The following is a 24349-nucleotide window of genomic DNA, read 5'->3' on the forward strand; positions in this document are numbered from 1 at the left end:
GGTCGCGACGGTGGCCGCGCGCAGGCCCTGGCCGCCCTGCGCAACCGGCTGCAGCTGGCCCGGGTCGATCTGACGCACGAGGTGGGCGTCCGCGTCCGCACCGTCAATGCCACCGCACGTGCCGATCTGGACCGCCTCGACCGCCGCTCGCAGCGCGGCTATCCCGAGCTTCTGCAGGCGGCGGTGAATCAGGTCACCGCCGAACTCGACGCCGTGGTCCGCCACCGCCTGATCGAACTGGCTCGCCAGATCGAGGCCGTGGCGGGCTCGCAACCGCAGCCCGTGCTCGCCTCGCCGGCTCCGCCGGCCGATCCCGCCCCCCGGGTCGGCCCCGATCCGGAGCGCCGCCATCGCGGTGTCGAGGACCGATTGATGATCGCCCTGGGCGCATCGGCGGGTTTCGGCCTCGGCCGGTTGATCGTTGCGCCGTTGTCGCTGGTGCCGGCGTTGGATTACGCGACCGTGCCGGTCACCCTGGCGCTCGGCGCGGGCGTCGCGTGGTGGGTGGTGCAGGCCCGGGGGCATCTGGCCGACCGGGCACATCTGCGGCAATGGGCGACCGATGTGCTGGTCAACGTGAAGGCCCAGCTCGAGCAACGGGTGGCGACGGCCCTGGTGGAGGCGGAGTCCGAGCTGACCGAACAGGTGGTGCGCGCGAGCACCGCGCGCACGGTGGAGGCCGATCGCCGGGTCGCGGAGCTGGAGGCGCAACTGCGCCGCACCGCCGCCGAACAGCCCGCTCGAGTGGCCGCCTGCGAACGCGATCTGGCGATCCTGGAGGCCGCGGTCGCCGGGTGATTCCGCCCGGTCGCGGTTTGCTCACCCCGCACAGCAGGGGTGCCGCCGAGGTGGGAAGGTTTCGGCGAGGTCCCGAGTGAGCAACCCCATTCCGTACCGACCGTCACATCGCGTTAACCTCTTTACTTAAGGAATCCGGGTGTCCGTCTCGTTCTCGTACGCCGCCCAGCCGGGGCGCGCTGTTCGGCGAGCCGGGCGGATGTCCACAGCCAACGGCGGCCTTCCTGGTGTTGAAAGCTGTTTCGGCAGTTTTCCGGCCCGCCGCTCATCTCAGGAGAGTTTTCATGACCTCAGCGACCATTCCTGGTCTTCACGGATCCGATGGCACCGCGCCGACCAAGCATGCCGGACTGCTCGCCTGGGTGCAGGAGGTCGCAGAGCTCACCCAGCCGGAGCGGGTCGTGTGGGCCGACGGCTCCGATGAGGAATGGGACCGGCTGACCACCCAACTGGTCGAGGCCGGCACCTTCCAGAAGCTCAACGAGCACAAGAAGCCGAATTCCTTCCTCGCGCTGTCGGACCCCTCCGACGTCGCCCGCGTCGAGTCGCGCACCTTCATCTGTTCGCGCACCGAGGCCGACGCCGGCCCGACCAACAACTGGGTCGATCCGAACGAGATGCGCGCCACCATGACCGAGCTGTACCGCGGCAGCATGAAGGGCCGCACCATGTACGTGGTGCCGTTCTGCATGGGCCCGCTGGGCGCCGCGGATCCGAAGCTGGGCGTCGAGCTCACCGATTCCGAATACGTCGTGGTGTCGATGCGCGTGATGACCCGCATGGGCAAGGCCGCGCTGGAGAAGCTGGGCACCGATCGACCGTTCGTGAAGGCACTGCATTCGGTGGGCGCGCCGCTGGCCGAGGGTCAGGCCGATGTCCCCTGGCCGTGCAACGACACCAAATACATCACCCACTTCCCCGAGGATCGCGAGATCTGGTCCTACGGTTCGGGCTACGGCGGCAACGCGCTGCTGGGCAAGAAGTGCTACTCGCTGCGCATCGCCTCGGCGATGGCGCACGACGAGGGCTGGCTGGCCGAGCACATGCTGATCCTCAAGCTCATCTCCCCGGAGAACAAGAACTACTACGTCGCCGCCGCGTTCCCGAGCGCCTGCGGTAAGACGAACCTGGCGATGCTGCAGCCGACCGTTCCGGGCTGGCGCGCGGAGACGCTGGGTGACGACATCGCGTGGATGCGCTTCGGCGAGGACGGCCGCCTGTACGCGGTGAACCCGGAGTTCGGCTTCTTCGGCGTCGCCCCCGGCACCAACCACAAGTCGAATCCGAATGCCATGTCGACGCTCGAGGCCGGTAACACGGTCTACACCAACGTCGCCCTGACCGACGACCGCGACGTCTGGTGGGAGGGACTCGAGGGCGAGCCCGACCACCTGATCGACTGGAAGGGTAACGACTGGTACCTGCGCGAGACCGAAACCCTTGCCGCGCACCCGAACTCGCGCTACTGCACGCCGATGTCGCAGTGCCCGACGCTCGCCCCGGAGTGGGACGATCCGCAGGGCGTGCCGATCTCGGCGATCCTGTTCGGCGGCCGCCGCAAGACCACGATCCCGCTGGTGACCGAGTCCTTCGATTGGCAGCACGGCGTCTTCATGGGTGCCACGATGTCGTCCGAGCAGACCGCCGCGGCCGAGGGCAAGGTCGGCAACGTGCGCCGCGACCCGATGGCCATGCTGCCGTTCATGGGCTACCACGTCGGTGACTACATGAACCACTGGATCAACCTGGGCAAGAACGCCGACGCCACCAAGTTGCCGAAGATCTTCTACGTCAACTGGTTCCGCCGCGGCGACGACGGCCGCTTCCTGTGGCCCGGATTCGGCGAGAACTCCCGCGTGCTGGAGTGGATCGTCAACCGGATCGAGGGCAAGGCGCAGGCCGAGGCCACCGCCATCGGCAACGTGCCCACCGCCGGCGATCTGGACCTCGACGGTCTGGACGTGGATCCCGCCGACGTCGACGCCTCGCTGAAGGTCGATCTCGACGAGTGGCGCAAGGAGATCCCGCTGATCGAGGAGTGGTTCGAATTCGTCGGCGAGAAGCTGCCGTCCGGCGTGCGTGACGAATTCGAGGCGCTCAAGCAGCGTCTGGGCTAGTCGGAGGGTCGGCCGGGGGACGGCCGGTCCCTGCGAACGACGAAAGCGAGCCGCCCGCACCGTCTTTGCGACGGGGCGGGCGGCTCGTCATTTCCGCCGTTCCGCGTGCGGAATGGCGCGCTTGTCCTATTCTGAATGTGTTCTGCATCTCACGAATACTCCCCGTGGTTGCGGGGAATTAACTACTCGGCTGAACTGACTGCTTGCAGGTGCTCGTGGATTCCGTTGTCTGGCCGACCGGTCGGGGTATGTGGGAGGTGGGTGTGGGCATGACCGAACTCGGGTTCGATGCTGTCTCGGGATTAGCCGGCGCGCGATGGGCCGATCCGGAGGTGGATCTCGCGCCGACGGCGGCGAGTACGCCGCTGCAGCGCGCGGCGGCCCGGTTGCAGGCCGTACTGCCGCCCGGGTGGCAGGTCGAGATCGACCTGGCGGCGCCCCGCCCGCACGGAGATCCGCAGCCGGTGCTGCGAGTCCGCTTGTCCGAGAACTGATTCGGCGCGTCTTCTCCTGCGTCGCGTACGACGCGCAGCGGACATCCCGGACCGATCGCCCAGTCGCGAGGCGCGAAATCCTACCTCGCGGTTCGCTTTTCGCAAAACGCACTATTGCGTTTCCTTCGATTGCAGAGCATGCTTAGAGCAAACGTTTGTCGGACGATTTTACAGATGCAATCGCAGGGGAGTCCGAATCATGGCGGTGCAAGTGGTCGGCCGATCGCTGATGACCAGTGATCAGACCCCACATCAGGCAAGGTCCGTCGGTACCGGGGGCTGGGTGGTGTCCTTTCTGCCCGGCCGGACCTTGACACTCGAACAGGCGGCGGCGGCGCTGCAGGCGGCCGAGGCGGTGGCGGCGGTCCGCTCACTCGCCAACTGCGTCGGCCTGACCCCGCTGGAAACCGTCGGCCTGGCCATGCAGGAGCCGCCGTGGAGTGAGCCGGCTCGGCGCACCCGGCGGCGGGGGTGGCTGGAGTAGATCCCGGATGCGGCCTCAGCGGAGGGGCTTGGCCGCGACGACGACCAGATTGCTGACCAGGAGTTCCCGCACGCCCGGTATGCGCGTCACCCACCATGCCCAGCGCGGGTGGTAGCGGGGGAAGGTGGCGAGGATCTGAGCCCGGCCCCCGGTTTCGCGCGCCCATCGCAGCCCGTCGGCGGCGGTGACGGCGAACAGCGAGCGGCCGAAGCGGTTCTTGGGCTGCTTTCCGGTGCGCCGGGTGTAGCGCCGGGCCGCGAATTCGCCGCCGAGGTAGTGCCACGGCCCCGTTTCGTGCCCGCCGAACGGTCCGAGCCACACCGTGTAGGACAGCACCATCAGGCCGCCCGGTTTGGTGATGCGCAGCATCTCGTCGGCCATCAACCACGGCTGCGGCACATGTTCGGCGACATTCGACGACAGGCAGATGTCGACGGCGTCGTCGCGGATCGGCAGCGCCATCCCGGACCCGCGCACCGCGCCGGTGACGGTGAGCCCGGCGGCGTGCATCTCGGTGGGATCGGGTTCGATCGGCAGATAGCGCGCGCCCGCCGCCGCGAATTCGTCCGCGAAGTACCCCGGACCCCCGCCCACGTCGACGACCACGGTGCCGCGGAGGTCCCGTCCGGTCAGATCCCGATAGAAATCGGCTACGAGGTCGGCGGTGTCGGTGGCGATACCACCGTAGAACCGGGCCGGGTCGGTTTGTTCGAAGCGGAAACTGCCCAACAGGCGCAGTGAACGGCGAAGGGTGGCCCGGCGCGCGAAGCGGGGACGCGGTCCGGTTGCGTCGGATCGAAGCATGGCCGCGCCAGTCTATGCGGCGACCGCGGCGACCCGGAACGGCTGTCGGCCGCTATGGTGGAGCCCACTGTCGTCCGACGTGAACGATCTGGAGAACTGCCGTGCCCGAAACCGGCCCCCGCGAGCGCGCTGCGATGGCGCAGCTCTGTGGGCGCGGCAGCGGCGAGAACGAGATGCGGCCGGGTGCGGACGTACGCGAGGTCCTGCTGCTGTGCTGGCGCGACACCGGACATCCCCAGGGTGGGGGCAGCGAGCGGTACTTGGAGCGGGTGGGTGCGCAGTTGGCGGCGCGCGGGGTGAAGGTGACGCTGCGGACCGCGCACTATCCGGGTGCGGCGCGCCGGGAACGCATCGACGGTATCGAGGTCAGCCGTGCAGGCGGGCGCTTCACGGTCTACCCGCGAGCGCTGGCCGCCATCGCGGCCGGGCGGCTGGGTTTCGGCCCGCTGCGCGGGTTGCGGCCGGATGCGGTGATCGACACCCAGAACGGCATTCCGTTCTTCGCCCGGACGGTCTCCGGTGCGCCGTCGGTGGTCCTGGTGCATCACGGACATCGTGAGCAGTGGCCGGTGGCGGGCCGGGTGGTCGGGCGAATCGGCTGGTGGATCGAATCGCGACTGTCGCCGCGGGTCCATCGGCGCGATCAGTATCTGACGGTATCGCTGCCCTCCGCGGAGGAACTCGCCTCACTGGGGGTGGACGCGACGCGAATCGCGGTGGTGCGCAACGGCGCCGAGCCCGTGCCCGCGCAGTCCCCGACCGGCGCCGCGACCACCCGCACGCCGTATCCGAGCATCGTCGTGCTGTCGAGGTTGGTGCCGCACAAGCAGATCGAGGACGCACTGGACGTGGTCGCGGGCCTGCGTGACCGGCTCCCCGGCCTGCGCCTGGACGTGATCGGCGACGGCTGGTGGGCCGACAACCTGAAGAAGCGTGCGCACAGCTCGGGCATCGCCGACGCGGTCGATTTCCACGGTTACGTCGACGAAGCGCGCAAGCACGAATTGCTCTCCCGCGCTTGGGTTCAGGTGCTGCCCTCCCGCAAGGAAGGGTGGGGCCTGGCGGTCATCGAGGCGGCGCAACACGGTGTCCCGACCATCGGCTACCGCAGTTCCCGAGGCCTGACCGATTCCATCGTCGACGGTGTGACCGGGGTGCTGGTGGACGACTCCACCCAGTTGACCGACACCGTGGGTGAACTACTCGCCGACTCCGAGGGCCGAATGGTGATGGGGGAGAAGGCGCGTGCGCGAGCTCGCGAGTTCTCCTGGGAGCAGACGGGCAACGGAGTGAGCGAAGTCCTCGCCGCCGCCGCCCGGGGACGATTCGTCTCGGGGCTGGTCACCGGACGTGCGACGGTGGCGGCGGCGACCTCGGCGCGAGACGACCGGATGGCCCCGACTCTTCGCTGATCGGCGAGCGATCATCGCCGGCCCGGCCCGGCTGTCGATCGGTGCGCTTCATCGCCCGCGTCGCCGGACGGCGAGGGCCGCCGCGAGCCCGGTCAGGAGTAGAGCCGCCCACAGCAGGTGTGCGGCGACGGCCACGGCGCGGTCGGTGGGGGTGGCCCGGGCCACATCTCGTGCTCCCGGTACGCGATAGAGCGTCAGATCGGCGTCGGAGTACATCGGCTGCAGCCGGCTGAGCGTGGCTCTCGCATCGCCGACCGCTCCCGGCGTGCGGTGTTCGACGAGAATCCAGCCGACGCCCTGAGCGGCGAGGTCGGCGGGGTCCGCGCCCCGGAGCAGCAGGTTCTCCACCCGCTGGGCTCGCGCGCCCTCACCCGCCACCACCCGCCCCCGGACGGGCAGCACGCCCGTCTGCAGGACGTCCGACCGCAGCATGCGGGGCGCGGGATCCAGCACCGGAGCCCTTCCGCTGTAAGGGAATACGCGAAACATTCCGGCGGGCAACACGGCGACGTCGCCGGGGCCGTCGACCACCGCGGCCACCCGCTGCCAGGCCGGCGGGTAGTGCACCGGTCGCAGCGCGCCACCCACTCCCCAGGCCAGGTCGGGCAGGGTGAGGATCAGGGCGGCGATGAATAGAACCGCGATAAGTGGTTGCACGGCAAGGGAATTCGGCCGCAGCCCAGTGCTGTCGGTGTGCGGGGGTTCGCTACCGGCGGAAGGAGAGGTCAGCGCCGCGGGCGCGTCCGTGTGAACCAGGTCGGTCCGGGGTGCAGGTTGCGTGAATTCCGATGTACCTCGGCGGCGGAAGGACGCGAGGGCCCCGCAGCCCGCGGCCGCGCAGAGGGCGTAGGCGGGCATGGCGAGCGCGACGTACTTCTGGGTGTCGCGCAGCAATCCGGCGCCGGGGATGCGCTCGATCAGGGATTCGCCGATCGAAAGACCCCATCCCGTCGCGCCCAGGGCCGGCAACAGGATGCAGATCACGGCCAGCACCAACAGCATTCGCCGTGAACAGCGCGTGGACCGTTCACCCGGCGCCGCCACCGCGCGCACGCCCGCCAGCACGATCCCCAGCAGCACGAGGGTCGACAACACGGCGAAAAGCGTTGTCCGAGAGCCGGGTACCGCCGCGCCGTTCCAGATTCCCCCCAGTCCGGCCAGGCTTCCCACGCTGCCGAGCCCCGGCTCGGCCCGCGCGGCGAAGGCCGCCACGCCCGCCGGATCGGACGGTTCGGCCCCGCTGCCGGACAGCGCCGTAGCCACCAGCCACGGACCCGCGCTCACCAGCCACAGCGCCACCGTGGCGACAAGGTTCCGCCGCCCCACCGTGAGTACCGCCACCAGGCCCGCCAGCAGCGATCCGGTCGGTGTCACACCCGCCGCGGCGAGGACGCCGCCCAGCATCGCCCACGAACCGGCGGTGTGCACCCACCCCGGCCTCGTCCGGTTACCGGGCACCTGCTCGGAGGTGTCTCCTCGCGGCTCGCGGCCGATATCGGCCCGCGTCGTGGTGTTGCCGGGATCGCCCGGCGGATACGCCGTGTGGCCGTGTGATGGACGCGTCGCCGGACGAGCACGTCCGGCCCCGGTCCTTATCCGCTGTCCGAGGACGACGGTCCAGGGCAGTGCCGCGTATCCGGCGAGTAAGCTCCAGTGGCCCTGCAGCAGCCGTTCGGCGACATAGGGATTCCAGATCGCGACCGTCGCGGCGACCAGCTGAGGCGCCAGGGACACCCGCAGCAGGCTGTGCGCGAGCCGGGCCGCGCCCCATCCGGCGGCCGTGAGCGCCAGCACCAGAATCGCCTTGACGACGATCCCCCCGTCCACCACCACCGACAGTGCGGCGAGCAATCCGTCCTGCGGTACGGCGCGCGGCGCCGCGTCACCCAAGCCCAGCGCCGCATCGGTCGGGTAGGACCGGGGTGTGCTCACGCCATCGCGCAGCAGCAGATACCCCGGGCCCAACAGCGGTCCGACGACGATCAGGGCGAGCGCCAGGCTGTAGGCCACCGGAACGATCCGGGCCCCCATCGGCGCGGCGCCGAACGAACGCAGCTGCGAGCTTCTGGTGTCGTCGCCTTGTTCTCGAGCCCCGGTCACGCTGAGTCACCCTACGTCGGCCGCACCCGCGGCGACGGTTCCCCGTCCGGCTCCCTGCACCTGCCCGCCGATCTGGCTGCACGGTGAAGGTGGCGTCCGGGAGCGCGGGGAAAGATATGGTCTCGCTGAGACGGTGTCAACGCGGCGAGACGGGGTTGTGCGATGGATCGATGCGCCGAATGCGGTTACGAGTACCGGCCGGACGAGGCGCCGCGGGCCGCGACCGCGATCCTCGCCGGTGTCACCGAGCTGGCCGCCACGCTGAACGACTGCCCCGACGCGCGGCGTCGCCGCCTTCCGGAGCTGTGGTCGCCGTTGGAATACGGCTGCCACGTCCGGGACGTACTGCTCGTGCAGCGCGAACGCATACTGCTGGGGCGCCGCACCGACCGCCCGGCCCTCGACACCATGGGCCGCGACGAACGTGCCGATCACGACGGCTATGCCGAGCAGGATCCCGCCGACGTGGCGCAGGAACTGCTCGTCTCGGCGCGACTGCTCGCGAATGTTCTCGACCGCCTCGACGCCGACGACTGGAACCGGCGGGTGGTGTACAACTACCCCGATCGCGTCGAGCGCGAACTGCGCTGGGTGGCGGTCCACACCGTCCACGAGGTCCGCCATCATCTGCTCGACGTGCGGCGCCAGCTGGTGGACGAGGACTGAAACACCCGCACGACGGGGTTGTCGTCGGGCCTCGGGTGTGCCGGGCGGCCCGCAGGTGGGAGCATGGCGGGATGCCTGCCCTGCGCCGTCTACCCGTGGTCGCGGATATGACCCTGGTGACCGCTGGGGCCATGACCGCCAATATCGCCGGCTATCTGCTGCAACTGCTGGCCGGGCGCTGGCTGGGCGTGGCCGGCTACAGCGCCTTCGCGAGCCTGCTGGCCGTGCAGTTGCTCGCCGCGGTGCCGGCGTTGGCGCTGCAGAACGTGGTCGCGCGGGAGTTGGTGCGCGGCGCCGCGGTGGCGACGGTGCGCGGCCTGACCCGGCGCTGCGCGATGATCGTGGCGGTCGTCGCGCTCGCGCTCATACCCGCCGTCGCGATGCTGCTGCACGTGAGCGCGGTCGCCGCAGGCGGGGCGCTGATCGCCGCGCCGGTCCTGGTGTTGCTGTCCGGCGAGCAGGGAATTCTGCAGGGAACGAACCGATTCCGTTCGCTCGCAACCGTTCTCGGCGGTTCGGCGATCACCCGGGTCGCTCCGGCGCTGATCGCGCTGGCCATCGGCGCGGGTGCCGCGGCCGCGCTCTGGGGCGCGGCTCTCGGCTTGCTGGTCGCTACCACGGCGGCGAATCGGATCTCCCGGATCGCACTCTCGGCGACGGAGGCCGGCTCGAACCCGCCGCCGAACGCGGCCGAAGTCGCGCGGGCCCCTGTCGAGGTCCGGAGCGCCGGTACTCGGATCGGGGCGGCACGGGCCGCCGATGTGACCGCGGTCCTGCGCGCGGCCCAGGTCCAGGCTGCCCTGATGGCGCTGTCGTCCGCGGATCTGATCATCGCCCGCATCGTTCTCGACGAGGCGGACGCCAGCCGCTACGCCCTCGGCGCGATCGCCACCAAGATCGCGTTCTGGCTCCCGCAGGCCGTCGGCGTCGTGCTGTATCCGCGGATGGCGCAACCGCAGCATTCCGTGCGCGCGCTGCGGTCCGCACTCGGCGTGCTGGCGACCGTCGGCCTGGTCGCCGTGGCCGGCGCGGCCGTGCTGGCGCCGCTGGCCCCGCTGTTCGCCGGCCGTGACTACGCGCCGATCCAGGATCTGCTGTGGTTGTTCGCGCTGGCCGGCGCACTGTTGGCGGTGCTGCAGGGAGCCCTGCTGTCGGCCATCGCCGCCGACCGCACCGCACCGGCCGCCGTCATCTGGGCCGGATTGGCGGTCGAAGTGGGCGTCGCCGTGCCCTTCGTACGCAGCCTGCCGGCGTTGATCACGCTGGCCACCGCCATCGTCGCGATCGTGACCACGCTGGTGGTCACCGTGGTGATCCGGACCGTCCGTCGCGATCCGGGCGCTACGAATGTCGCTGTGGGAGAGAAGCTTTCGCCGTTACGTGCCGAATGACGTGGGCGGGAAGGAAACTCACTCGCCCGGCGTCTCCGATTCGGTGACCTCCTCGGCGGTGATGTCTTCGGCGGCGCGCTGGTACGCGTCGGCCGCACGGGCGAAATAGTCGAACAGCAGTTCCCGCTGTTCGGGGGTGTAGCCGCGCACGATGTCGCCGATGCGGCGACGGGCCGGGGCCAGGGCGCTGTCCAGGCCGGCGGGCCGGTCCACCGGTTCGACGATGACCTTGCGCCGGTCGGCCGGATCCGGCGCCCGGCGCACGTAGCCGCCCTGTTCCAGGCGATCGATCAGGCGGGTGGTGGGCCCGGTGGTGAGGCCGGTGCGGGCGCCGAGTTCCCCGGGCGTCATCGCGCCGCTCAACTCCAGGATGTTGAGCGCGTAGAGGTCGGTGGCGCCGAGCCCGACCGCTTTCGCACCCGCTTGAGCGTGCAGCACAACGGAACTCAGATAGCGGCGAAAGACCTGGCTGGGGTCGTTCTCGCGACTCGTCGTTGACACGGGACACACCTCTCTCGTAACCTCTTCCTCAACGAAGAAACTTCTTCAAAGAAGTAAAATCTTCTAAGCAGAGAATATCACGAGAGGACCTGCTCATGACCGTCGACACCGGCCCCAGCGCACCCGCCCGACCCGGCAAATCCCGCCGCCGCACCGTGGTCAAGGCGCTCGGCGCCACCGTGCTGGGCCTCGGCATCGCCGCGGCAGGCGGATACATCTGGTTGGATCAGACCTCCGATGTGCGCAATACGGGCGTCGCCGAGTGCACGAGTGTGCGAGCCGAGGGCGGCAGCGCCGAGGATCTGCGGGCGGTGTGCTCGACCATCGGCGATATGACGGCCGCGTGGGATCGCAACGATGCCGACGCCTACGGTGCCGCCTTCACCGAGAACGCCACGTACACGACCTTCGTGGGCACCTACTACAGCGGACGCCGCGATCTCACCGAGGCGCACCGCGCGCTGTTCAGCGGTTTCCTGAAGGGCAGCAAACTGGCCGATTCGTTCCTGGGCGCCCGGTTCTACGGTGGTGACGTCGCCATCGTCACCAGCCGGGGCGACCGGTACGACGGTGATCGCCCGCACGAGTTGTCCAAGACCCAGACCTACACGCTGGTCCGCGAAGCCGACGGCCGGTGGCGGATCGCGAGTTTCCACAACACCGCGCGACAGTCGGTGTTCGAGCGGGTGTCCTTCCTGTTCGACCCGGCCACCAAGCCCGAGGCCGAACGGTGAAGGCGCTGGTGACCGGTGCGAGTGCCGGCATCGGCCGCGCCTTCGCCACCGGCCTTGCGGCAGAGGGGTTTTCGGTGACCGCCGTCGCCCGGCACGACGATCGTCTGGCGGAGCTCGTCGGTGAACTCGGTACCGGCCACGATCATCTCGCCGCGGACCTCACCACCGAGAAGGGAGTAGCGGCAACCGCGCAGTTGCTCCGCCGGGGCGGTTACGCGCTGCTGGTCAACAACGCCGGAACCGCCGTGCCCGGAGACTTCACCGAGGTGGCGATCGAATCGTCGCTCACCACCATCGATCTCAACTGCCGGGCCGTGGTCACACTCGCGCACGCATTTCTCGCCACCGCCGGCCCCGGCAGCGCGCTCGTGAATGTGTCCTCGACGCTGGGACATTCACCGAAGCCGGGCCTGGATGTGTACAGCGCCTCCAAGGCATTCGTCACCGCGTTCTCCGAAACCCTGTGGCACGAACAGAAAGCGCGTGGGGTCCATGTCATGGCCCTGTGCCCCGGTGTCACCGCGACCGGCTCCCAGACCGCCGCCGACGTACCGCCGTGGCTGGTGCAGTCGCCCGAGGACGTCGTGCGCCGAGCGCGAAAAGCCCTGGCCCGCAAGGAGGGCCCGGTCGTACTCACCAGCCCGGCCAACCGGCTCTGGACCACCGCCATGCGGCTGCTGCCGCGCCGAACCGCTCTGACCCTGCTCGCCGACTGAGGAGACGAACATGTCCACGACCACCGACACCACCGCCATCCGCGCTCTCATCGAGCGCAGCCGCGACGCCTGGAACCGCGGCGACGGCGCCGCCTACGGCGCCTGTTTCACCGCCGACGCCACCGACGTCACCTATCTGGGCACCGTTTACCACGGTGGCACCGAGATCGGCGGCGCGCATCAGGCGCTGTTCGACAGTTTCCTGAAGGGCACCCGGCTCACCGTCGACATCGTCGAGATCCGCCGCTACGGCGGCGATACCGCCGTCGTCGTCACCCGCGGGGAATCGTCGAAGGGGCGGCCGAAGAAGCTGGGCAAGCTGGCCACCTACACCGTGGTCCGCGAAGCCGACGGCGAATGGCGGATCGCGGCGGTGCAGAAGACCCAGCGCAAAACCCTCATGGAGGCGCTGACCTTCCGCATGCAGCCCGCCACCAGGCCGGCCGGGTAGGCCCGCGAAACGCGAGTGGCTCCCCGTTCCGAAAACCGGGGAGCCACTGTGCGACCGGGGAACCTATCGGTTCTCGCTGATCACAGGTTCTTGCGGATGTCGATCTGCTGCGTCGGCGCTTCCGAGAACGGCTGTCCCGGCTTGTCGCTGGGCGGGGTGGTCTGCGGCTTCTTGACCAGCCGGCCCGGCTTCGAGGAGCCCTCGCCGCCGCGCAGGCCCAGGATCAGACCGGCGATCAGCGAGATCACGCCCAGCACACCGAGGATGATCGGCAGCGTGCGGCTGTAGAGCGAGATCTGATCCATGTACTTGCGGGCCTCGTCGGCCTGCGAGCGGACGGTGTCCGGATCGAAGGTCAGCGTGGTGTTGATCGCGTTGACCTCGGGCTTGTCCGCGCTGCGCGCGTAGTACTGGTGCAGCTGCTCGGAGCCGTTGACGACGGTGCCGGTCTGCGGCTCCACCCACACGTCGCGGGTGTTGGTGTAGTAGCGGTTCATCGTGACGTCGCCCTCACCCTGCACGCCCCACTTGGCGGCCGGGAAGGTGAGGCGGTTGGTCGGCGCGGAGGTGACCTTGGACAGATCGGTCGGCGGTACCTGCTGGCGGAAGTGGTAGACCTTCAGATCGTTGATCTCGGTCTCTTCCACGAACTTCATATCGAACGACTTGCGGGCGTTGATGTCGAAGTACGGGTAGGTGGTCTTCTCGGTGCCGATCGGGAAGCGGTACTGGAGACCGGTGTGCTGCACCGGATCCGGGACGCTGTTGCCCTTGCTGTCGACGGTGGTCGCGATCGAGCCGTTGGGGTCGTCGTCGATCGGCTGACCGGTCTTGCGGTTGATGGTGACGCGGTCGATGATCGCCGACAGCAGGCCGGTGTCACCGGTCTTGTCCTTGCGGCGCAGCGTCTGACCGGCCTGGATCGTCATATTGGTCTTACCCGACGGATCCTCGACGGTGAGGAAGCGCTGCGAGATGAGCCCGACATTCTTGTCGATCTGGACGGGGCCCTCACCGGAGGTGAGCGATTTCGCGTCCAGCACCTCGCTCGGGGCGTCCGGCTTGTTGGATGCGATGGTGGTGATCTCGAGGTCGAGGGGAGTTTTGGCCAACTGGCTCACCCCGTAGGTCGGAATCAGTATCGCTGCGACGATCAACAGCGCACCGAGTCCCACGAGCAGGCAGGCCACCGTCCTCTTGGTACCGGCACTGAGTGCCATGCAAACTCTCCTCGTCGTCGAACAAGCCTCGTCCGGGTGCGCTCATAACCGGGTGCGGTCATAACACAAGCACTCGTGAGCCCCGACACTAACAGTCCGGCACCTTAACCCGGCGAGCTGAGTACGGAAAACACCCCGGAGAAGTACGGGCGTCCGGCGAGGCGCGGTCCACGCTCACGCCGTGGGGAGCCGCACGCGGTGGCGGCGAACCCGGCAGGGCACACTGGATCGCGATGACCGCAACGCCCGAAATCGCCACATCCAGCACCGACGTGCCGGCTGCCCCGGCGTCGCGCCCCGCTCCGGCGGTCCCCGGAACCCGGAAATTCGTTCCCGCGCTGGAGGGTCTGCGCGGACTGGCCGCACTCGGTGTGGTGTTGACCCACGTGGCCTTCCAGACCGGCGCCGCGGGAACGCCGGTGATCGGGCGGGTGTGGGAGCGGTTCGATATGGCCGTGGCCGTGTTCTTCGGCCTCTCCGGTTTCCTGCTGTGGCGCCCGCACGCCGCCGCGGCCCGCGGCCTGGGCACCGCCCCGCGAGCCGGGCGCTATCTTCTGCACCGCGCCGCTCGCATCCTGCCCGCCTACTGGGTCGTGGTCTGCGTCGCGCTCACCCTGCTGCCGTCCGCGGCGCATTCGGCCGGACTGCGCGTGTGGGGGGCGAATCTGGCGTTGGTGCAGGTCTTCGTCCCGCTGACCCTGACCGACGGGCTCACCCAGATGTGGAGTCTGTCGGTGGAGGTGGCCTTCTATCTGGTGCTGCCGCTGCTGGCCTGGGCGCTGGCCGGATTGCGCGGCTCGGCGGCGCGGCAGCGGGTGTTCGCGGTGACCGCGATCGGAGTGCTGTGCCTGGGCTGGAATTTCCTGCCGGTGCCCACCCCGGACGCCATCCACGCCGACAACTGGCTGCCCGGATATCTGCCCTGGTTCGCGGCGGGCATGGTGCTGGCCGAACTGGCCGAGATCCTGGGCGCCCGATCGCGGGACGAGGACGCGGCGCCGCGGTGGCAGCGGTGGTTCGGCGACCGCCGGCTGATGTGGTCGGTCGCCGCGGTCGCGTTCGCGCTGTCGGCCACCGACCTGGCCGGGCCCGCCGGACTGGCTCGCGCCGCGGCGTGGCAGTACGCGATGAAAATGGGTCTAGGGGCCTTGATCGGTTTCGGTCTGCTCGCCCCGCTCGTGGTCGGTGTCGCGCGGCACCGCTTTCTGGAGAGCCGCCTGGCGCTGACGATCGGACGCTGGTCCTACGGCATCTTCATCTGGCATCTGGTGGTCCTGGCGATGATGTTCCCGATCTTCGGTTTCATCCCGTTCAACGGCGGGTTCCTGCACGTGCTGGCCTTGACGGTCGCCTTCACGATTCCGCTGGCCGCCGCCAGTTACGCGCTGGTCGAAGAACCGGTGCGGCAGTGGGTCAAACGCCGGTTCGGGTAGCGGAACCCGCTCGCCCCCACGGTTTCCGCGCGGGCAGTGCGGCGACGCCCACGGCGACCACCGCCACCAGCGCCGGGAACTGGGCCCACAGCGAGCCACCCATATAGACCTCTCCCGACCGCCACGGCCCGGTGGAGAGCGCGGCCTCGCCCAGAATCGTTCCGGCCCCGGCCAGCACGGCGAGCGCGAGCGGCGCCTGCGGCAGCACCCGTACCGCGACGACACCGATTGCGGCGCACACCGTCCCGATCGGTCCGGCGATGAGGAAGGCGGCGATCAGCACACCGGCAACGCCCAGCCACCAGCTGTTCCAGGTCCGAGGGGGTGGGTCGGAGGACACGGCCGAGGAGGCCGGTGCAGGGGCGCTCGAAGCACCGTCCGGCCGGGGCGTCGTGCCGCCGCCGATTCCGTGTGCGAGCGCACCGTCTGCCCTCATCGGTGCACCGTCCGCCGGGGCGGGCGAGTCGGCCGCCGGCAGGGCGGTGTCGCCGGGTGTTGCGCCTTCTGCGGGGAGCGGCGTGGTGTCGTCCTGCGGTAGTTCGGCCGTGCGATGGTTTCGTTTGTGCCCCAACCGTTTACGCAGTCGCCCGGGTACCGGCAGGGCCAGCAGCACCAGCGGGATCAGTAGGAGCAAACCGCCGAAGATGGCCAGGCGATACCAGCTGTCGATCGGAAATCCCACGGTCACCGGGCCGTGCGCTTCGGCGGGAATTACCCAGCCCTGCTTCCATCCGTCGACTACGACGGGCCGCAACGTGTGGCCGTCTTCGGTGTGCGCGGTCCAGCCGACATTGGTACTGAGCGGCAGCACCAGCAGGCGATCGCCGGCCGGCCGCGTCGCGCCGCCACCGTCCGTAGCCGGTGCCGGGGGAGCGGCAGCCGCGAAAGCCGTGTTGTCCAAACGCAATTCGTCGACCGAGAACAGTTCGGCCGGAGCGACCGTGACGTCGACGGAACCGGCCGGAAGGTCCACCGTGGCACCGCCGTTCGCGGTGTCGCCGGGCGCGCATACGGTGGCGGAAACCGGCTTCCCCGTGCGCAATTCATCGGCCGTCGCGGTCACGCTCGTGTGCAGCACCCGCCCCGCGACCGCGAGGGTCGGGCCGTGGTCGCAGTCCACCGTCACCGGCCGGTCGCCGGGTGCGGGCGCCGGATAGTCCGGTCCGAGCACCGACACTTCCGCCAGGCCCGGCGGCTGCTCCTGGGTGAGACCGAGCGCGGTGCGGTCCAGCACCGGCTTCCAGGTATCGATACTGATCTCGATGTGGTCGGTGACGCGCGGATACAGCTCCAGCCGGATCGGAGTGGGCGGTGCGGACATCGGCGCGGGGGTGTCGGTCGACCTCGGCTGCGGGGCGGGTGCGTCCCGCGGTGGTGTGGCGGTCGGCGAGGTGCGGGCCGGTGATTCGGCCGTCGCCTCCGGATCGCGTCCCTTCGGCGCGGGCGGAATCTCGCGCACCTGCGGCCCGTCACCGAGATTCACCGCGATCGAGGTCGGCCGCGCGGGCAGTGCGCCCATCGGCGGGGTCACCTCGAGGCCGGTGACCAGTTCCGGGCGCGGCAGCGCAACGGTCAGCGTCGGTTTGGCGCCGGTGCGATTGCGCACGGTGTCCTCGGGGGCGATCCAGCTGGTGCGCGGATCGCCGTCGGTTGCCGCGAAGGCCGAACCGCGCAGATCGCCGACATCGGCCTTGCCCCGAGCGATGGGCCGCTCCGGATCGGTCAGCAGACTTTCCAGCGCCGGGCCCTGCCGGGTGCGCAGGGTCAGCCGCGGTGCGACCGTCACCGGATCCGGCACATCGAGAGTGCGTTCGAAGGCGCCCGGTTCCTCGGCGGGCAGCGCGAGGCCCTTACTGCAGCGCACGCGATCCGGCGCATCGAAACATCCACTGCGGCCGGGGAATTCCTGTCCCAGATTCCAGCCGCGCACCGGCGTTCCGGCCGGAACGGGCGGCAGCACCGTGCGGTGGCGAATGGTGACCGGCGTCGGCGCGTCCCGGTTCGAATAGTCGAACAGCTGCACCTCGCTGATACCGAATTGTCCACCGCCGGTGCCGTTCTCGGTGCGGGTCGCCGTGATGGTGAGCCAGTCGGTGCGCCCCGGCGGCAGCGAAACCGACACCGGCGCACCGGGTTCCGTTATCCGCGCGGCCACCGTGCCGTTGGCGGTGCGCACCTCGATCCACTTCACCGGATCGCCGATGGCGGCGGGACTCGTGGTCACCTGCAGTGCCCCGGCCTGGATCGGATGGTCGAGGCCGAGCCGGAGCCATTGTCCGACAGCGTGTTCGGCACTGGTGCTCAACCACGCGGTACTCGGGTCGCCGTCGAAGGCGGCCGCGGTCGAACTTCCCGGGGCCGCACCGCCGAGCTGAGTGGCATCGGCCGCGGAACTGGAGGCCGTGACGGTGGCGCCGGACCACTGCCCCTCCACCGGCTGCGCGCCGGATACGGGATAGTCGGGGACCAGGTTGTGGGTGCGGCGGGCGTCGGTGGGCGCGCGCAGCGCCGAATTGTGGTTGTCGACTCGCCCGAAATCGGCCTCGCGATCCATCGGGGTATCGGTGATCGTGGTCGCCGAGGGAGTCAGTTGCGCGCGTGCGGCATCGGCGGCCAGCAGGGTGGCTCCGTTCGCGCCGGATCCGTTGCGACGCAGCCGTTCCAGCACTTCCGGGCCGCCCTGGACGACCGGCACGGAATCCAGCGGAACGGTCCGCGCCCCGGGGAAGCTCGCGGGAGCGCCGGGGCCACTGCGGACCTCGGCCGGTTGCCCGCTGTCGCCGTCGCTCACCCGGTAGATCTCGACCGCGGGATACGTCGGGCGCAGGTCACCGTCGGCGACCAGACCGTCGCCGTGGCCCACCTCGATCGGGTTGCCGAATTCGGCGACCTTGGTGATCCCGGGTGAGCCCTCGATCGCCTCGTGCGCCAACATCGGACGGGTGGAGCGGGAGGTGTCGGGGTCGAGATCGTTGCGCAGCACCAGAATTCCGATGCCCTGATCGATCAGCGTCGGGGCGAGCCCCGTGGAGGGCCGGCCGTCGGCGATCAGCCGCTGCACCGAATCCATCGCCCGGATCGCCCCCGGCGGTGTGAGGGGCACGGCATCGCGCACCGCCCACGGCGTGCGGGCCAGGGCCTGCAGCGGTTCGTCCCGCGTCAGTCCCCAGATCTGGCTGCCGAACGGCGCTCCGGGCACCACCAGCGCCCGGGTGTCGGAGGCATTGTGCGCCAGCCAGTCCGCGGTCTGCTGCCAGTACGCCGGCACCTTGTCGTAGGCGCCGCGCGGGGCGAGCTTCCCGGTCCATGCCAGCGAGGTCGACAGGGCCAGTGCCGCCAGTAACAGCGCCGCCACCGCGACCATCCGGTTGCGTTCCGGATGTGCGAAGGCGTTGCGCCACACCGGCATCGGCACCGAGGCGGGCAACGGCACCCGGCGCAGCAGATGAGCGAGCCCGATCACCAGCGGGATCCGGATCAGCGGTTCCAGCTTGTGCACATTGCGTAGCGGGGCGCCGCCGGAATCCAGGAAGATCCGCACCGACTCGGCGAACGGGCCGCCGAGCTGTCCGGCGTATCCGGCGCAGATTCCGACCAGGCCGGCGATCAGAACGAGCGTGAACCGTCCGCGGCCCGGCATGGAGCGCAGCGCCAGCCCGGCCATTCCGGCCGCCGCGAGCGCTCCGGTCGCCAGCACCGCCGCGGGCTGGGTGACCAGTACCGCGCCCGCGATCCGCTCCGGTGAGACGTACGGCGTCCAGCTGTCGGTGCCGCGCAACACCTCGCCCAGCGACGCCCACTGGGTGGTCACCCCGGACGATTCGATGTAGTCCAGGAACGGCGGGCTCACCTTGCCGAGCACCAGCAGCGGCACCACCCACCAGAAGGTGCCCAGAATCAACAGCGGAATCCACGCCCGGGTGAAGCGCCACCAGGTGCGATTCGGGCGAAACGACGCCCACCACAGTGCCGCGGGCAGGAAGGCGGCCACCGTCGCGACCGCGTTGACCGAGCCCATCAGCGCCAGCGCGAGGGCGCTCGCCGCGGGCGAGGTCGCACCCCGCATCGAGACCGAGTCGGCGGTCGGCCGGTGCGGCAGCAGGCGCCGCCATCCGGACCGGACGGCATGGATCCGCGGCATCCCGGCGCCGCCCAGCGCGGCCGGTGCGAGCAGCACCCAGGGGGCCAGCATCATCGGCAGGGTTTCCGAGGAGATGGATCCGAGCGTGGTCAGCACCCGCGGCGAGAGCGCGAACGCGACCGCCGCGACCACCCGGGAACCGCGGGTGCCGATGCCCAGCACCTCACACAGCCGGACGATGCCCCAGAAGCCGGCGAGAATCAGCAGCGCCCACCAGATCCGCTGGGTCACCCACGCCGGAAGTCCCAGCACATGGCCCAGTGAGAAGAAGGCGCCGTGCGGGAAGAAATATCCGTACGCCTGGTTCTGCACCTGGCCCATCGGCGCCTGACTGCTCCACAGATGGGCGGCGCGCTGCAGGAATCCGACCGGATTCTGGGCGAGATCGTATTTGGTGTCGGCGACGGTATTGCCGGGTGCCTGCAGAAAGGTCAGCAGGAAGGCGGCGAGAACGGTACCGGCGAACCAACGCCGGCCCAGTGGTGCGGTGGCCGAGGAACGGGAGTCGGCGGAGGGGGCAGCGGCGGGCGCAGCGTCAGCGCGCGCCGTACTCAACGTTGTTCAGCAGCGACGACGACGCGTCGCCACTGCGATCCACCTCGGGCCGCGAATTCTGCGCCGTCGCCGTCACGACGACGAACACCGCGATCACGCCGAGCAGCGCTCCGGCGACGGCGCTCGCAACCCCCGGGACGGCAAACTTCATCGCGTACTCCCAACATCGACACAGGCGTCTTGCGAGCCAACCTACAACATGGGCGCGCCGCAGGCGGCACGCAGCACGCCCAACCCGCCGCTCGGTCGGCCCTCTCGCGCCCTCCGAGCAGCCCCGATCAGCTCGGCTGATCCGGTACCGCGCAGGCCAGGCCGTTCAACAGGGTGCGCAGTTTGGCCGTCGTCTCGTCGAGTTCGGTGCGCGGGTCGGACGCCGCCACGATGCCGCCGCCACCGTAGGCCTGGACGGTGCGCCCGTCCGCGGACACGTCGGCACATCGGATCGCGACCACCCATTCACCGTCACCGCGGGTATCGCACCAGCCGACCGCGCCGCCGTAGAAACCGCGCGGCTCCTCGTATTCGGTGATGGTTCGCAGGGCGAGGTCGGTGGGGGTCCCGCAGACCGCGGGCGTGGGATGCAGCAGCAGCGCCAGGTCGAGCGCGGTGGTGGCGGGGTCGCGCAGCCGGCCGGTGATGGGTGTCGCCAGATGCCAGACGTCGGCGGTGTTGATCAACTCGGGACCCTCGGGGATCGCGAGTTCGGCGCAGACCGGGGTGAGTTGTTCGCGGATCCACTCGATGACGAAGGCGTGCTCGTCGCGATTCTTGGTACTGGACAACAACTCCCGCGACCGTTCGGCGTCGACGGCGGGATCGGCGTGCCGGGGCAGTGTCCCGGCGAGCGGACGCAGCGTGACGGTGTCGCCGTGCCGCGCGACCAGCACCTCCGGCGTGGCGCCGACCAGATGTGCGCCGGTCCGGCCGGCGGGAGTCAGATCGACGGCGAAGACATTGGCCTGAGGATGGCGAACCAGCAGGTGCGCGGCGATCACCTCGGGTTCGAGCGGCTGCCGCGCCTCGGCGATCAACGAGCGCGCGGCGACCACCTTGCGTAACGGCTGCGCCGGATCCGACAGCTGCTCCACCAGTTTCGTCACCCGGGCCACATGTTCGGCCGGGCTGGGAATCTCCGCGACGACCCGGACCTCGGGCAGCGGTGGCACCGCCGCCGGACGCCACGGGCCCGCGCTGTGTTGCGCCTGTTCCGGTTCACACAGGGCGGCCGCATCGCCCGGATCGAACGGGATCGCGCCGACGATCAGTTCCGCCGCACCCTCCCGCAGGGCCGCCGCCGCCCGCCGCGCATCGTCGAATGCGCGCCGGATGCCGGTGGTACGGACCACGCCCCCCGGTTGTGCGAGCAGAAAGCCGTCCATAGTTTCCCGACGATAGTCGTGTCCGCAGCGGGCGGCGCCCGGGCAGCGACGCAGATCTCATGTGGGCAGACTCATGTGAAGGGGGGCGGCACCGTCACAGCTGTCCGGCGAGATCGCTGACCGGAATCGGTTCCTTTCCCGGCGGTACCAGCAGAATCGGCCGGTGGCAGTGCTTCAGCACCGCCTCCGCCACACTCGAATGCAGCAGGGCGCGGATGCCGGTGGAGCCCCGCGTACCGGCGACGATGATGTCGACATTCAGCTCGTCGGCGACGTCGACGATCGCATTCCAGATGGTCGAGGTGCATTCGGCGGTGCGTGGCTCCGCATTCAATCCCGCCAATTTCGCCAGCCGTACGCCCTCGGCATTGATCTGTTTGGCGTCGACGTAGGCGATATCCTCGATCTCCTCGTCCGGAAGCCATTCCGGCTGCATCACCCCGGAAAGTCCGGACAGCCGCGCGGCCTGGCGCACCATCGGCTCCCACGCCGTGAGCACGACCGCCCTGGGCGCGGACAGAAACCGCCCCGCATATTCCACGGCCCGCTTCGCATTCTCGGATCCGTCGTACGCGATGAGCATCAAGTCGCAAGTCATGACGACCTCCCGGACCTCCGTGCCGTGAGTGTGTGGGCGTCCCGCGACTACCCGCGACCCGAGACTACTCGCGCGATCAGCGTCGATGCGGGATGTCGATCGGTATTCGCCGATTCGATTCGAAACCGTTCCGTTCCGTCGCCGCATTTCGGTCCGTACCCGATGCGACCATTCGGTCCGGACCGATCGGACTGTGTGCTGAACCTCACTCGTGGCTGACAATTCGCGCGTGATTCACCGAATCACGTGTAACTGCTGCGATTTCCGGTATTCACTGGAACAACCGACGAACGGAGCCGGGGTGCGGCGCCGGGAGATGGACAGTGAGTGAGGTGCATCGTGCGATTGAAAGAGATTGCTACGCCACAGGATTGGGCGGACACCTATCGGGAGCTGTTCGGATTACCCTACGTGCGCGTCACCTCACCCGGATATGTGGTGTTACCGCTGGGCGACTCGGTCGCCGCGGTGAATACGCCGGAACCGCTCGGTGCGCTGGTACTCGGTGAATTGACCGTGCGCGGTATTCCGGGACCGGTGCTGGTGCGCGAACATCCGCCGCGCCGAACGTTCATCGCGGTATTCGACGGTTATCCGGATGTGGATCGGACCCTGCGATTGCAACGCCACGGCGTCGATATCGGATCCCATCGCAGCAATGTCATCCTGCCCACCGGATTCGGGCGGCACACCCACGAGGGCCGGTGGTGGGCGCGCGCACCTCAGCGCGACGAATCGCTGCCGCTGCTGTCGGAGGTGGTGGCAGCGGTGGAGCGTATTGCCGCGTGAGCCGGGCGCGCCGCGGATCCCGGGTCGGTGTCAGGCGAGGGCACCCAGGCAGGCCGCCGCCGAGGCCAGGACCAGGCACGGCATCGGATACGGCAGATGCGCGTACCAGCGTGCCCGCACGATGGTGATCACCGCGCCGACGAAATACAGCACCAGCCCGACGGCCGCGGCCAGCCCGATCGCCGGGAACACCAGCCCCGCCAGCAGCCCCAGTGCGCCCGCTGCCTTGATCGCCGCCAACGGCATCAGCGCCCAGTCCGGTACCCCGTAGCTGCGCATATTGCCACGCACCCACTCCGGGGCGACGAAGTCGACGACGGTCGCCCCGAAGATCACCACGGCGGCGACGATCGTGACGGTCACATATGCGGTGTGCATGACACCCTCCTGCTCGTTCGGCGCCCTGATCTGCGATCGTGAAGAGGTGGGTCCGAGCCCACGGCGCGGGCGAACAGGGCGAATCCGTCCCACATCCGGTTCGACGTGCGGGGGCCGAGAAAGGTGACCGGTGCGCGATCGGGACGAGCTGGCGCGGCGCTTCGAAGAACACCGCGAGCTGTTGCGCGCTATCGCCTATCGCATGCTGGGCTCACTGAACGAGGCCGAGGACGCGGTGCAGGAAGCCTGGTTGCGCCTCGATCGGGCCGCGGGGACGACCGAGACGAAGCATGGTGGGCGAGGCGCGGCGGAGGGGGGTGCGGCGGGCAACGGGGCTGCGGATGACGATGCGGCGGACGGGCCCGGGATCGGCAATCTCGCGGCGTGGCTCACCACCGTCGTCTCGCGAATCTGCCTGGACCAGTTGCGTTCCCGAGCCGCGCGGCGCGAGGAACTCGTCGACCCCGCGGACGGATCCGTCGCACTCGAATCCACCGGTGCGGGCCCTCGGCCCGGCGTCTTCGCCGAGCCGGAAGCCGAAGCGGTACTGGCCGATTCGGTCGGTCGCGCGCTGCTGGTGGTGTTGCGCACGCTGAGCCCGGACGAGCGTGTGGCCTTCGTACTGCACGACATGTTCGCCGTCCCGTTCGACGATATCGCCCCGATCGTGGGCCGGACCGCGGCGACGACGAAGAAGCTGGCCAGTCGCGCCCGCCACCGCGTGCGCGGCGACACCGCGACGCCCGCGGCCGAACTCGCCCGGCATCGCGAGGTGGTCACCGCATTCCTGTCGGCGGCGCGGGCCGGCGACCTCGGCGCCCTGCTCGCGGTGCTCGCACCCGATGTCGTACGCACCGCGGACCCCGCGATTCTGCCGCCCGGCATCGCGTCCGTCGTGCGCGGTGCGGCGGCGGTGGCTGAGGAAACGGTGCTGCTGCGCAGTCGTTCTCGCGTGGCGGGCCTCGCCCTGGTCGACGGTCGGCTGGGTCTGGTCGTGGCACCGCACGGGACACTGGCGGCGGTCTTGCTGCTCACCGTGCGCGAGGACCGGGTGGCCGCCTACGAGGTCGTCGCCGACCCGGGCCGATTGGACGCCCTGACGATCGCGGTCCCGCCGCCCGCGCGCTGACTGCCCTGATCTCGAGGTGCCGGATGTTCTCCGGAAATACGACGACGCCGGCCCGTTCG

At 69.8% G+C, this 24349-nt stretch carries 21 protein-coding genes and 1 pseudogene; 13 read left to right on the forward strand and 9 right to left on the reverse strand.

The annotated features are described in order from the left end of the window. The 4 genes and pseudogenes from NK1_RS35040 to NK1_RS20335 all read left to right on the forward strand — a co-directional run. A pseudogene (locus NK1_RS35040) lies at positions 1-798 on the forward strand (hypothetical protein); the annotation flags it as partial. Between the two features lie 284 nt (positions 799-1082). After that, positions 1083-2915 (forward strand): phosphoenolpyruvate carboxykinase (GTP), encoded by a 1833-nt coding sequence (locus NK1_RS20325; RefSeq protein ID WP_063010868.1) that lies wholly within the window; start codon positions 1083-1085, stop codon positions 2913-2915. A gap of 269 nt (positions 2916-3184) precedes the next feature. Beyond that, positions 3185-3409, forward strand: coding sequence for a hypothetical protein (locus tag NK1_RS20330; RefSeq protein ID WP_146161217.1), 225 nt, complete (start codon positions 3185-3187; stop codon positions 3407-3409). A 199-nt stretch (positions 3410-3608) separates the two neighbouring features. Further along, entirely contained in the window at positions 3609-3893 is a 285-nt protein-coding gene (locus tag NK1_RS20335) for a hypothetical protein (protein WP_036506885.1), read from the forward strand. A 15-nt stretch (positions 3894-3908) separates the two neighbouring features. Here NK1_RS20335 and NK1_RS20340 read toward each other — a convergent pair whose 3' ends face one another. Next, positions 3909-4697: a class I SAM-dependent methyltransferase gene (locus NK1_RS20340; RefSeq protein WP_063010870.1), complete on the reverse strand. Its 789-nt coding sequence runs from the start codon at positions 4695-4697 to the stop codon at positions 3909-3911. 173 nt (positions 4698-4870) lie between these two features. Here NK1_RS20340 and NK1_RS20345 point away from each other — a divergent pair, with 173 nt between their 5' ends. Beyond that, complete coding sequence (locus tag NK1_RS20345; protein WP_063011039.1) at positions 4871-6109, forward strand: glycosyltransferase family 4 protein; 1239 nt, start codon at positions 4871-4873, stop codon at positions 6107-6109. A 48-nt stretch (positions 6110-6157) separates the two neighbouring features. Here the strand turns inward: NK1_RS20345 and NK1_RS20350 are convergent, their stop codons facing one another. Beyond that, positions 6158-8140, reverse strand: a complete 1983-nt coding sequence (locus NK1_RS20350) for a hypothetical protein (RefSeq protein WP_063010873.1) — start codon at positions 8138-8140, stop codon at positions 6158-6160. Positions 8141-8371: 231 nt separating this feature from the next. On the opposite strand from NK1_RS20350, the gene NK1_RS20355 reads away from it, so the two are divergent. Both NK1_RS20355 and NK1_RS20360 read left to right on the forward strand, forming a co-directional pair. Further along, positions 8372-8875 carry a DinB family protein gene (locus tag NK1_RS20355; RefSeq protein WP_084461263.1) on the forward strand — a complete coding sequence of 168 codons (504 nt, stop codon included), beginning with the start codon at positions 8372-8374 and terminating at the stop codon, positions 8873-8875. 71 nt (positions 8876-8946) lie between these two features. Next, positions 8947-10266: a hypothetical protein gene (locus tag NK1_RS20360; protein ID WP_063010875.1), complete on the forward strand. Its 1320-nt coding sequence runs from the start codon at positions 8947-8949 to the stop codon at positions 10264-10266. Positions 10267-10284: 18 nt separating this feature from the next. Here the strand turns inward: NK1_RS20360 and NK1_RS20365 are convergent, their stop codons facing one another. Then, entirely contained in the window at positions 10285-10767 is a 483-nt protein-coding gene (locus NK1_RS20365; RefSeq protein ID WP_063010876.1) for a MarR family winged helix-turn-helix transcriptional regulator, read from the reverse strand. Between the two features lie 95 nt (positions 10768-10862). On the opposite strand from NK1_RS20365, the gene NK1_RS33875 reads away from it, so the two are divergent. The 3 genes from NK1_RS33875 to NK1_RS20380 are packed head-to-tail and all read left to right on the forward strand — an operon-like array spanning position 10863 to position 12668. Further along, complete coding sequence (locus tag NK1_RS33875) at positions 10863-11501, forward strand: SgcJ/EcaC family oxidoreductase (protein WP_084461264.1); 639 nt, start codon at positions 10863-10865, stop codon at positions 11499-11501. 8 nt (positions 11502-11509) lie between these two features. Then, positions 11510-12217 carry an SDR family NAD(P)-dependent oxidoreductase gene (locus NK1_RS20375; RefSeq protein WP_218023146.1) on the forward strand — a complete coding sequence of 236 codons (708 nt, stop codon included), beginning with the start codon at positions 11510-11512 and terminating at the stop codon, positions 12215-12217. A gap of 10 nt (positions 12218-12227) precedes the next feature. Then, on the forward strand, positions 12228-12668 hold the full coding sequence (locus NK1_RS20380) for an SgcJ/EcaC family oxidoreductase (protein WP_063010880.1): 441 nt from the start codon (positions 12228-12230) through the stop codon (positions 12666-12668). Between the two features lie 80 nt (positions 12669-12748). Here NK1_RS20380 and pgfA read toward each other — a convergent pair whose 3' ends face one another. Further along, positions 12749-13888: a cell envelope lipid trafficking protein PgfA gene (pgfA, locus tag NK1_RS20385; RefSeq protein WP_063010882.1), complete on the reverse strand. Its 1140-nt coding sequence runs from the start codon at positions 13886-13888 to the stop codon at positions 12749-12751. A 233-nt stretch (positions 13889-14121) separates the two neighbouring features. Between pgfA and NK1_RS20390 the strand changes: the two genes are divergently transcribed. Continuing rightward, on the forward strand, positions 14122-15321 hold the full coding sequence (locus NK1_RS20390; RefSeq protein ID WP_063010884.1) for an acyltransferase family protein: 1200 nt from the start codon (positions 14122-14124) through the stop codon (positions 15319-15321). Here the strand turns inward: NK1_RS20390 and NK1_RS20395 are convergent. The 4 genes from NK1_RS20395 to NK1_RS20405 all read right to left on the reverse strand — a co-directional run bounded on the left by NK1_RS20395 (position 15302) and on the right by NK1_RS20405 (position 21994). After that, positions 15302-20017, reverse strand: coding sequence for a DUF3367 domain-containing protein (locus NK1_RS20395; RefSeq protein WP_084461266.1), 4716 nt, complete (start codon positions 20015-20017; stop codon positions 15302-15304). The two genes, NK1_RS20390 and NK1_RS20395, sit on opposite strands and share 20 nt — an antisense overlap. Next, positions 19998-20168: a DUF2613 domain-containing protein gene (locus tag NK1_RS33880; protein ID WP_083871340.1), complete on the reverse strand. Its 171-nt coding sequence runs from the start codon at positions 20166-20168 to the stop codon at positions 19998-20000. Before NK1_RS33880 ends, NK1_RS20395 begins: the two co-directional genes overlap by 20 nt. 127 nt (positions 20169-20295) lie before the next feature. Next, on the reverse strand, positions 20296-21396 hold the full coding sequence (locus NK1_RS20400; RefSeq protein WP_063010886.1) for an isochorismate synthase: 1101 nt from the start codon (positions 21394-21396) through the stop codon (positions 20296-20298). Between the two features lie 94 nt (positions 21397-21490). Then, positions 21491-21994, reverse strand: coding sequence for a universal stress protein (locus NK1_RS20405; protein ID WP_039781540.1), 504 nt, complete (start codon positions 21992-21994; stop codon positions 21491-21493). A gap of 345 nt (positions 21995-22339) precedes the next feature. On the opposite strand from NK1_RS20405, the gene NK1_RS20410 reads away from it, so the two are divergent. Beyond that, the gene (locus NK1_RS20410) at positions 22340-22783 is read left to right on the forward strand and encodes a VOC family protein (RefSeq protein ID WP_157104367.1); all 444 of its coding nucleotides are present in this window, start codon (positions 22340-22342) and stop codon (positions 22781-22783) included. A 30-nt stretch (positions 22784-22813) separates the two neighbouring features. Here NK1_RS20410 and NK1_RS20415 read toward each other — a convergent pair whose 3' ends face one another. Beyond that, positions 22814-23161, reverse strand: a complete 348-nt coding sequence (locus NK1_RS20415) for a DoxX family protein (protein ID WP_063010890.1) — start codon at positions 23159-23161, stop codon at positions 22814-22816. Positions 23162-23291: 130 nt separating this feature from the next. Between NK1_RS20415 and NK1_RS20420 the strand changes: the two genes are divergently transcribed. Continuing rightward, on the forward strand, positions 23292-24290 hold the full coding sequence (locus tag NK1_RS20420) for a sigma factor (protein ID WP_063010892.1): 999 nt from the start codon (positions 23292-23294) through the stop codon (positions 24288-24290). The last annotated feature ends 59 nt before the right edge of the window (positions 24291-24349 follow it).

Origin of the sequence: Nocardia kruczakiae NBRC 101016 (assembly GCF_001612965.1) — a bacterium.
Lineage (GTDB): Bacteria > Actinomycetota > Actinomycetes > Mycobacteriales > Mycobacteriaceae > Nocardia > Nocardia kruczakiae.

What these genes read in the sequence shown, in the direction of transcription:
- NK1_RS20350 (WP_063010873.1), bottom strand. Translation starts at nt 8,140, where the DNA reads ATGGGGGCCCGGATCGTTCCGGTGGCCTACAGCCTGGCGCTCGCCCTG.
- NK1_RS33875 (WP_084461264.1), top strand. Translation starts at nt 10,863, where the DNA reads ATGACCGTCGACACCGGCCCCAGCGCACCCGCCCGACCCGGCAAATCC.
- NK1_RS33880 (WP_083871340.1), bottom strand. Translation starts at nt 20,168, where the DNA reads ATGAAGTTTGCCGTCCCGGGGGTTGCGAGCGCCGTCGCCGGAGCGCTG.
- NK1_RS20330 (WP_146161217.1), top strand. Translation starts at nt 3,185, where the DNA reads ATGACCGAACTCGGGTTCGATGCTGTCTCGGGATTAGCCGGCGCGCGA.
- NK1_RS20325 (WP_063010868.1), top strand. Translation starts at nt 1,083, where the DNA reads ATGACCTCAGCGACCATTCCTGGTCTTCACGGATCCGATGGCACCGCG.
- NK1_RS20355 (WP_084461263.1), top strand. Translation starts at nt 8,372, where the DNA reads ATGGATCGATGCGCCGAATGCGGTTACGAGTACCGGCCGGACGAGGCG.
- NK1_RS20405 (WP_039781540.1), bottom strand. Translation starts at nt 21,994, where the DNA reads ATGACTTGCGACTTGATGCTCATCGCGTACGACGGATCCGAGAATGCG.
- NK1_RS20390 (WP_063010884.1), top strand. Translation starts at nt 14,122, where the DNA reads ATGACCGCAACGCCCGAAATCGCCACATCCAGCACCGACGTGCCGGCT.
- NK1_RS20415 (WP_063010890.1), bottom strand. Translation starts at nt 23,161, where the DNA reads ATGCACACCGCATATGTGACCGTCACGATCGTCGCCGCCGTGGTGATC.
- NK1_RS20340 (WP_063010870.1), bottom strand. Translation starts at nt 4,697, where the DNA reads ATGCTTCGATCCGACGCAACCGGACCGCGTCCCCGCTTCGCGCGCCGG.
- NK1_RS20360 (WP_063010875.1), top strand. Translation starts at nt 8,947, where the DNA reads ATGCCTGCCCTGCGCCGTCTACCCGTGGTCGCGGATATGACCCTGGTG.
- NK1_RS20335 (WP_036506885.1), top strand. Translation starts at nt 3,609, where the DNA reads ATGGCGGTGCAAGTGGTCGGCCGATCGCTGATGACCAGTGATCAGACC.
- pgfA (WP_063010882.1), bottom strand. Translation starts at nt 13,888, where the DNA reads ATGGCACTCAGTGCCGGTACCAAGAGGACGGTGGCCTGCCTGCTCGTG.
- NK1_RS20380 (WP_063010880.1), top strand. Translation starts at nt 12,228, where the DNA reads ATGTCCACGACCACCGACACCACCGCCATCCGCGCTCTCATCGAGCGC.
- NK1_RS20345 (WP_063011039.1), top strand. Translation starts at nt 4,871, where the DNA reads ATGCGGCCGGGTGCGGACGTACGCGAGGTCCTGCTGCTGTGCTGGCGC.
- NK1_RS20400 (WP_063010886.1), bottom strand. Translation starts at nt 21,396, where the DNA reads ATGGACGGCTTTCTGCTCGCACAACCGGGGGGCGTGGTCCGTACCACC.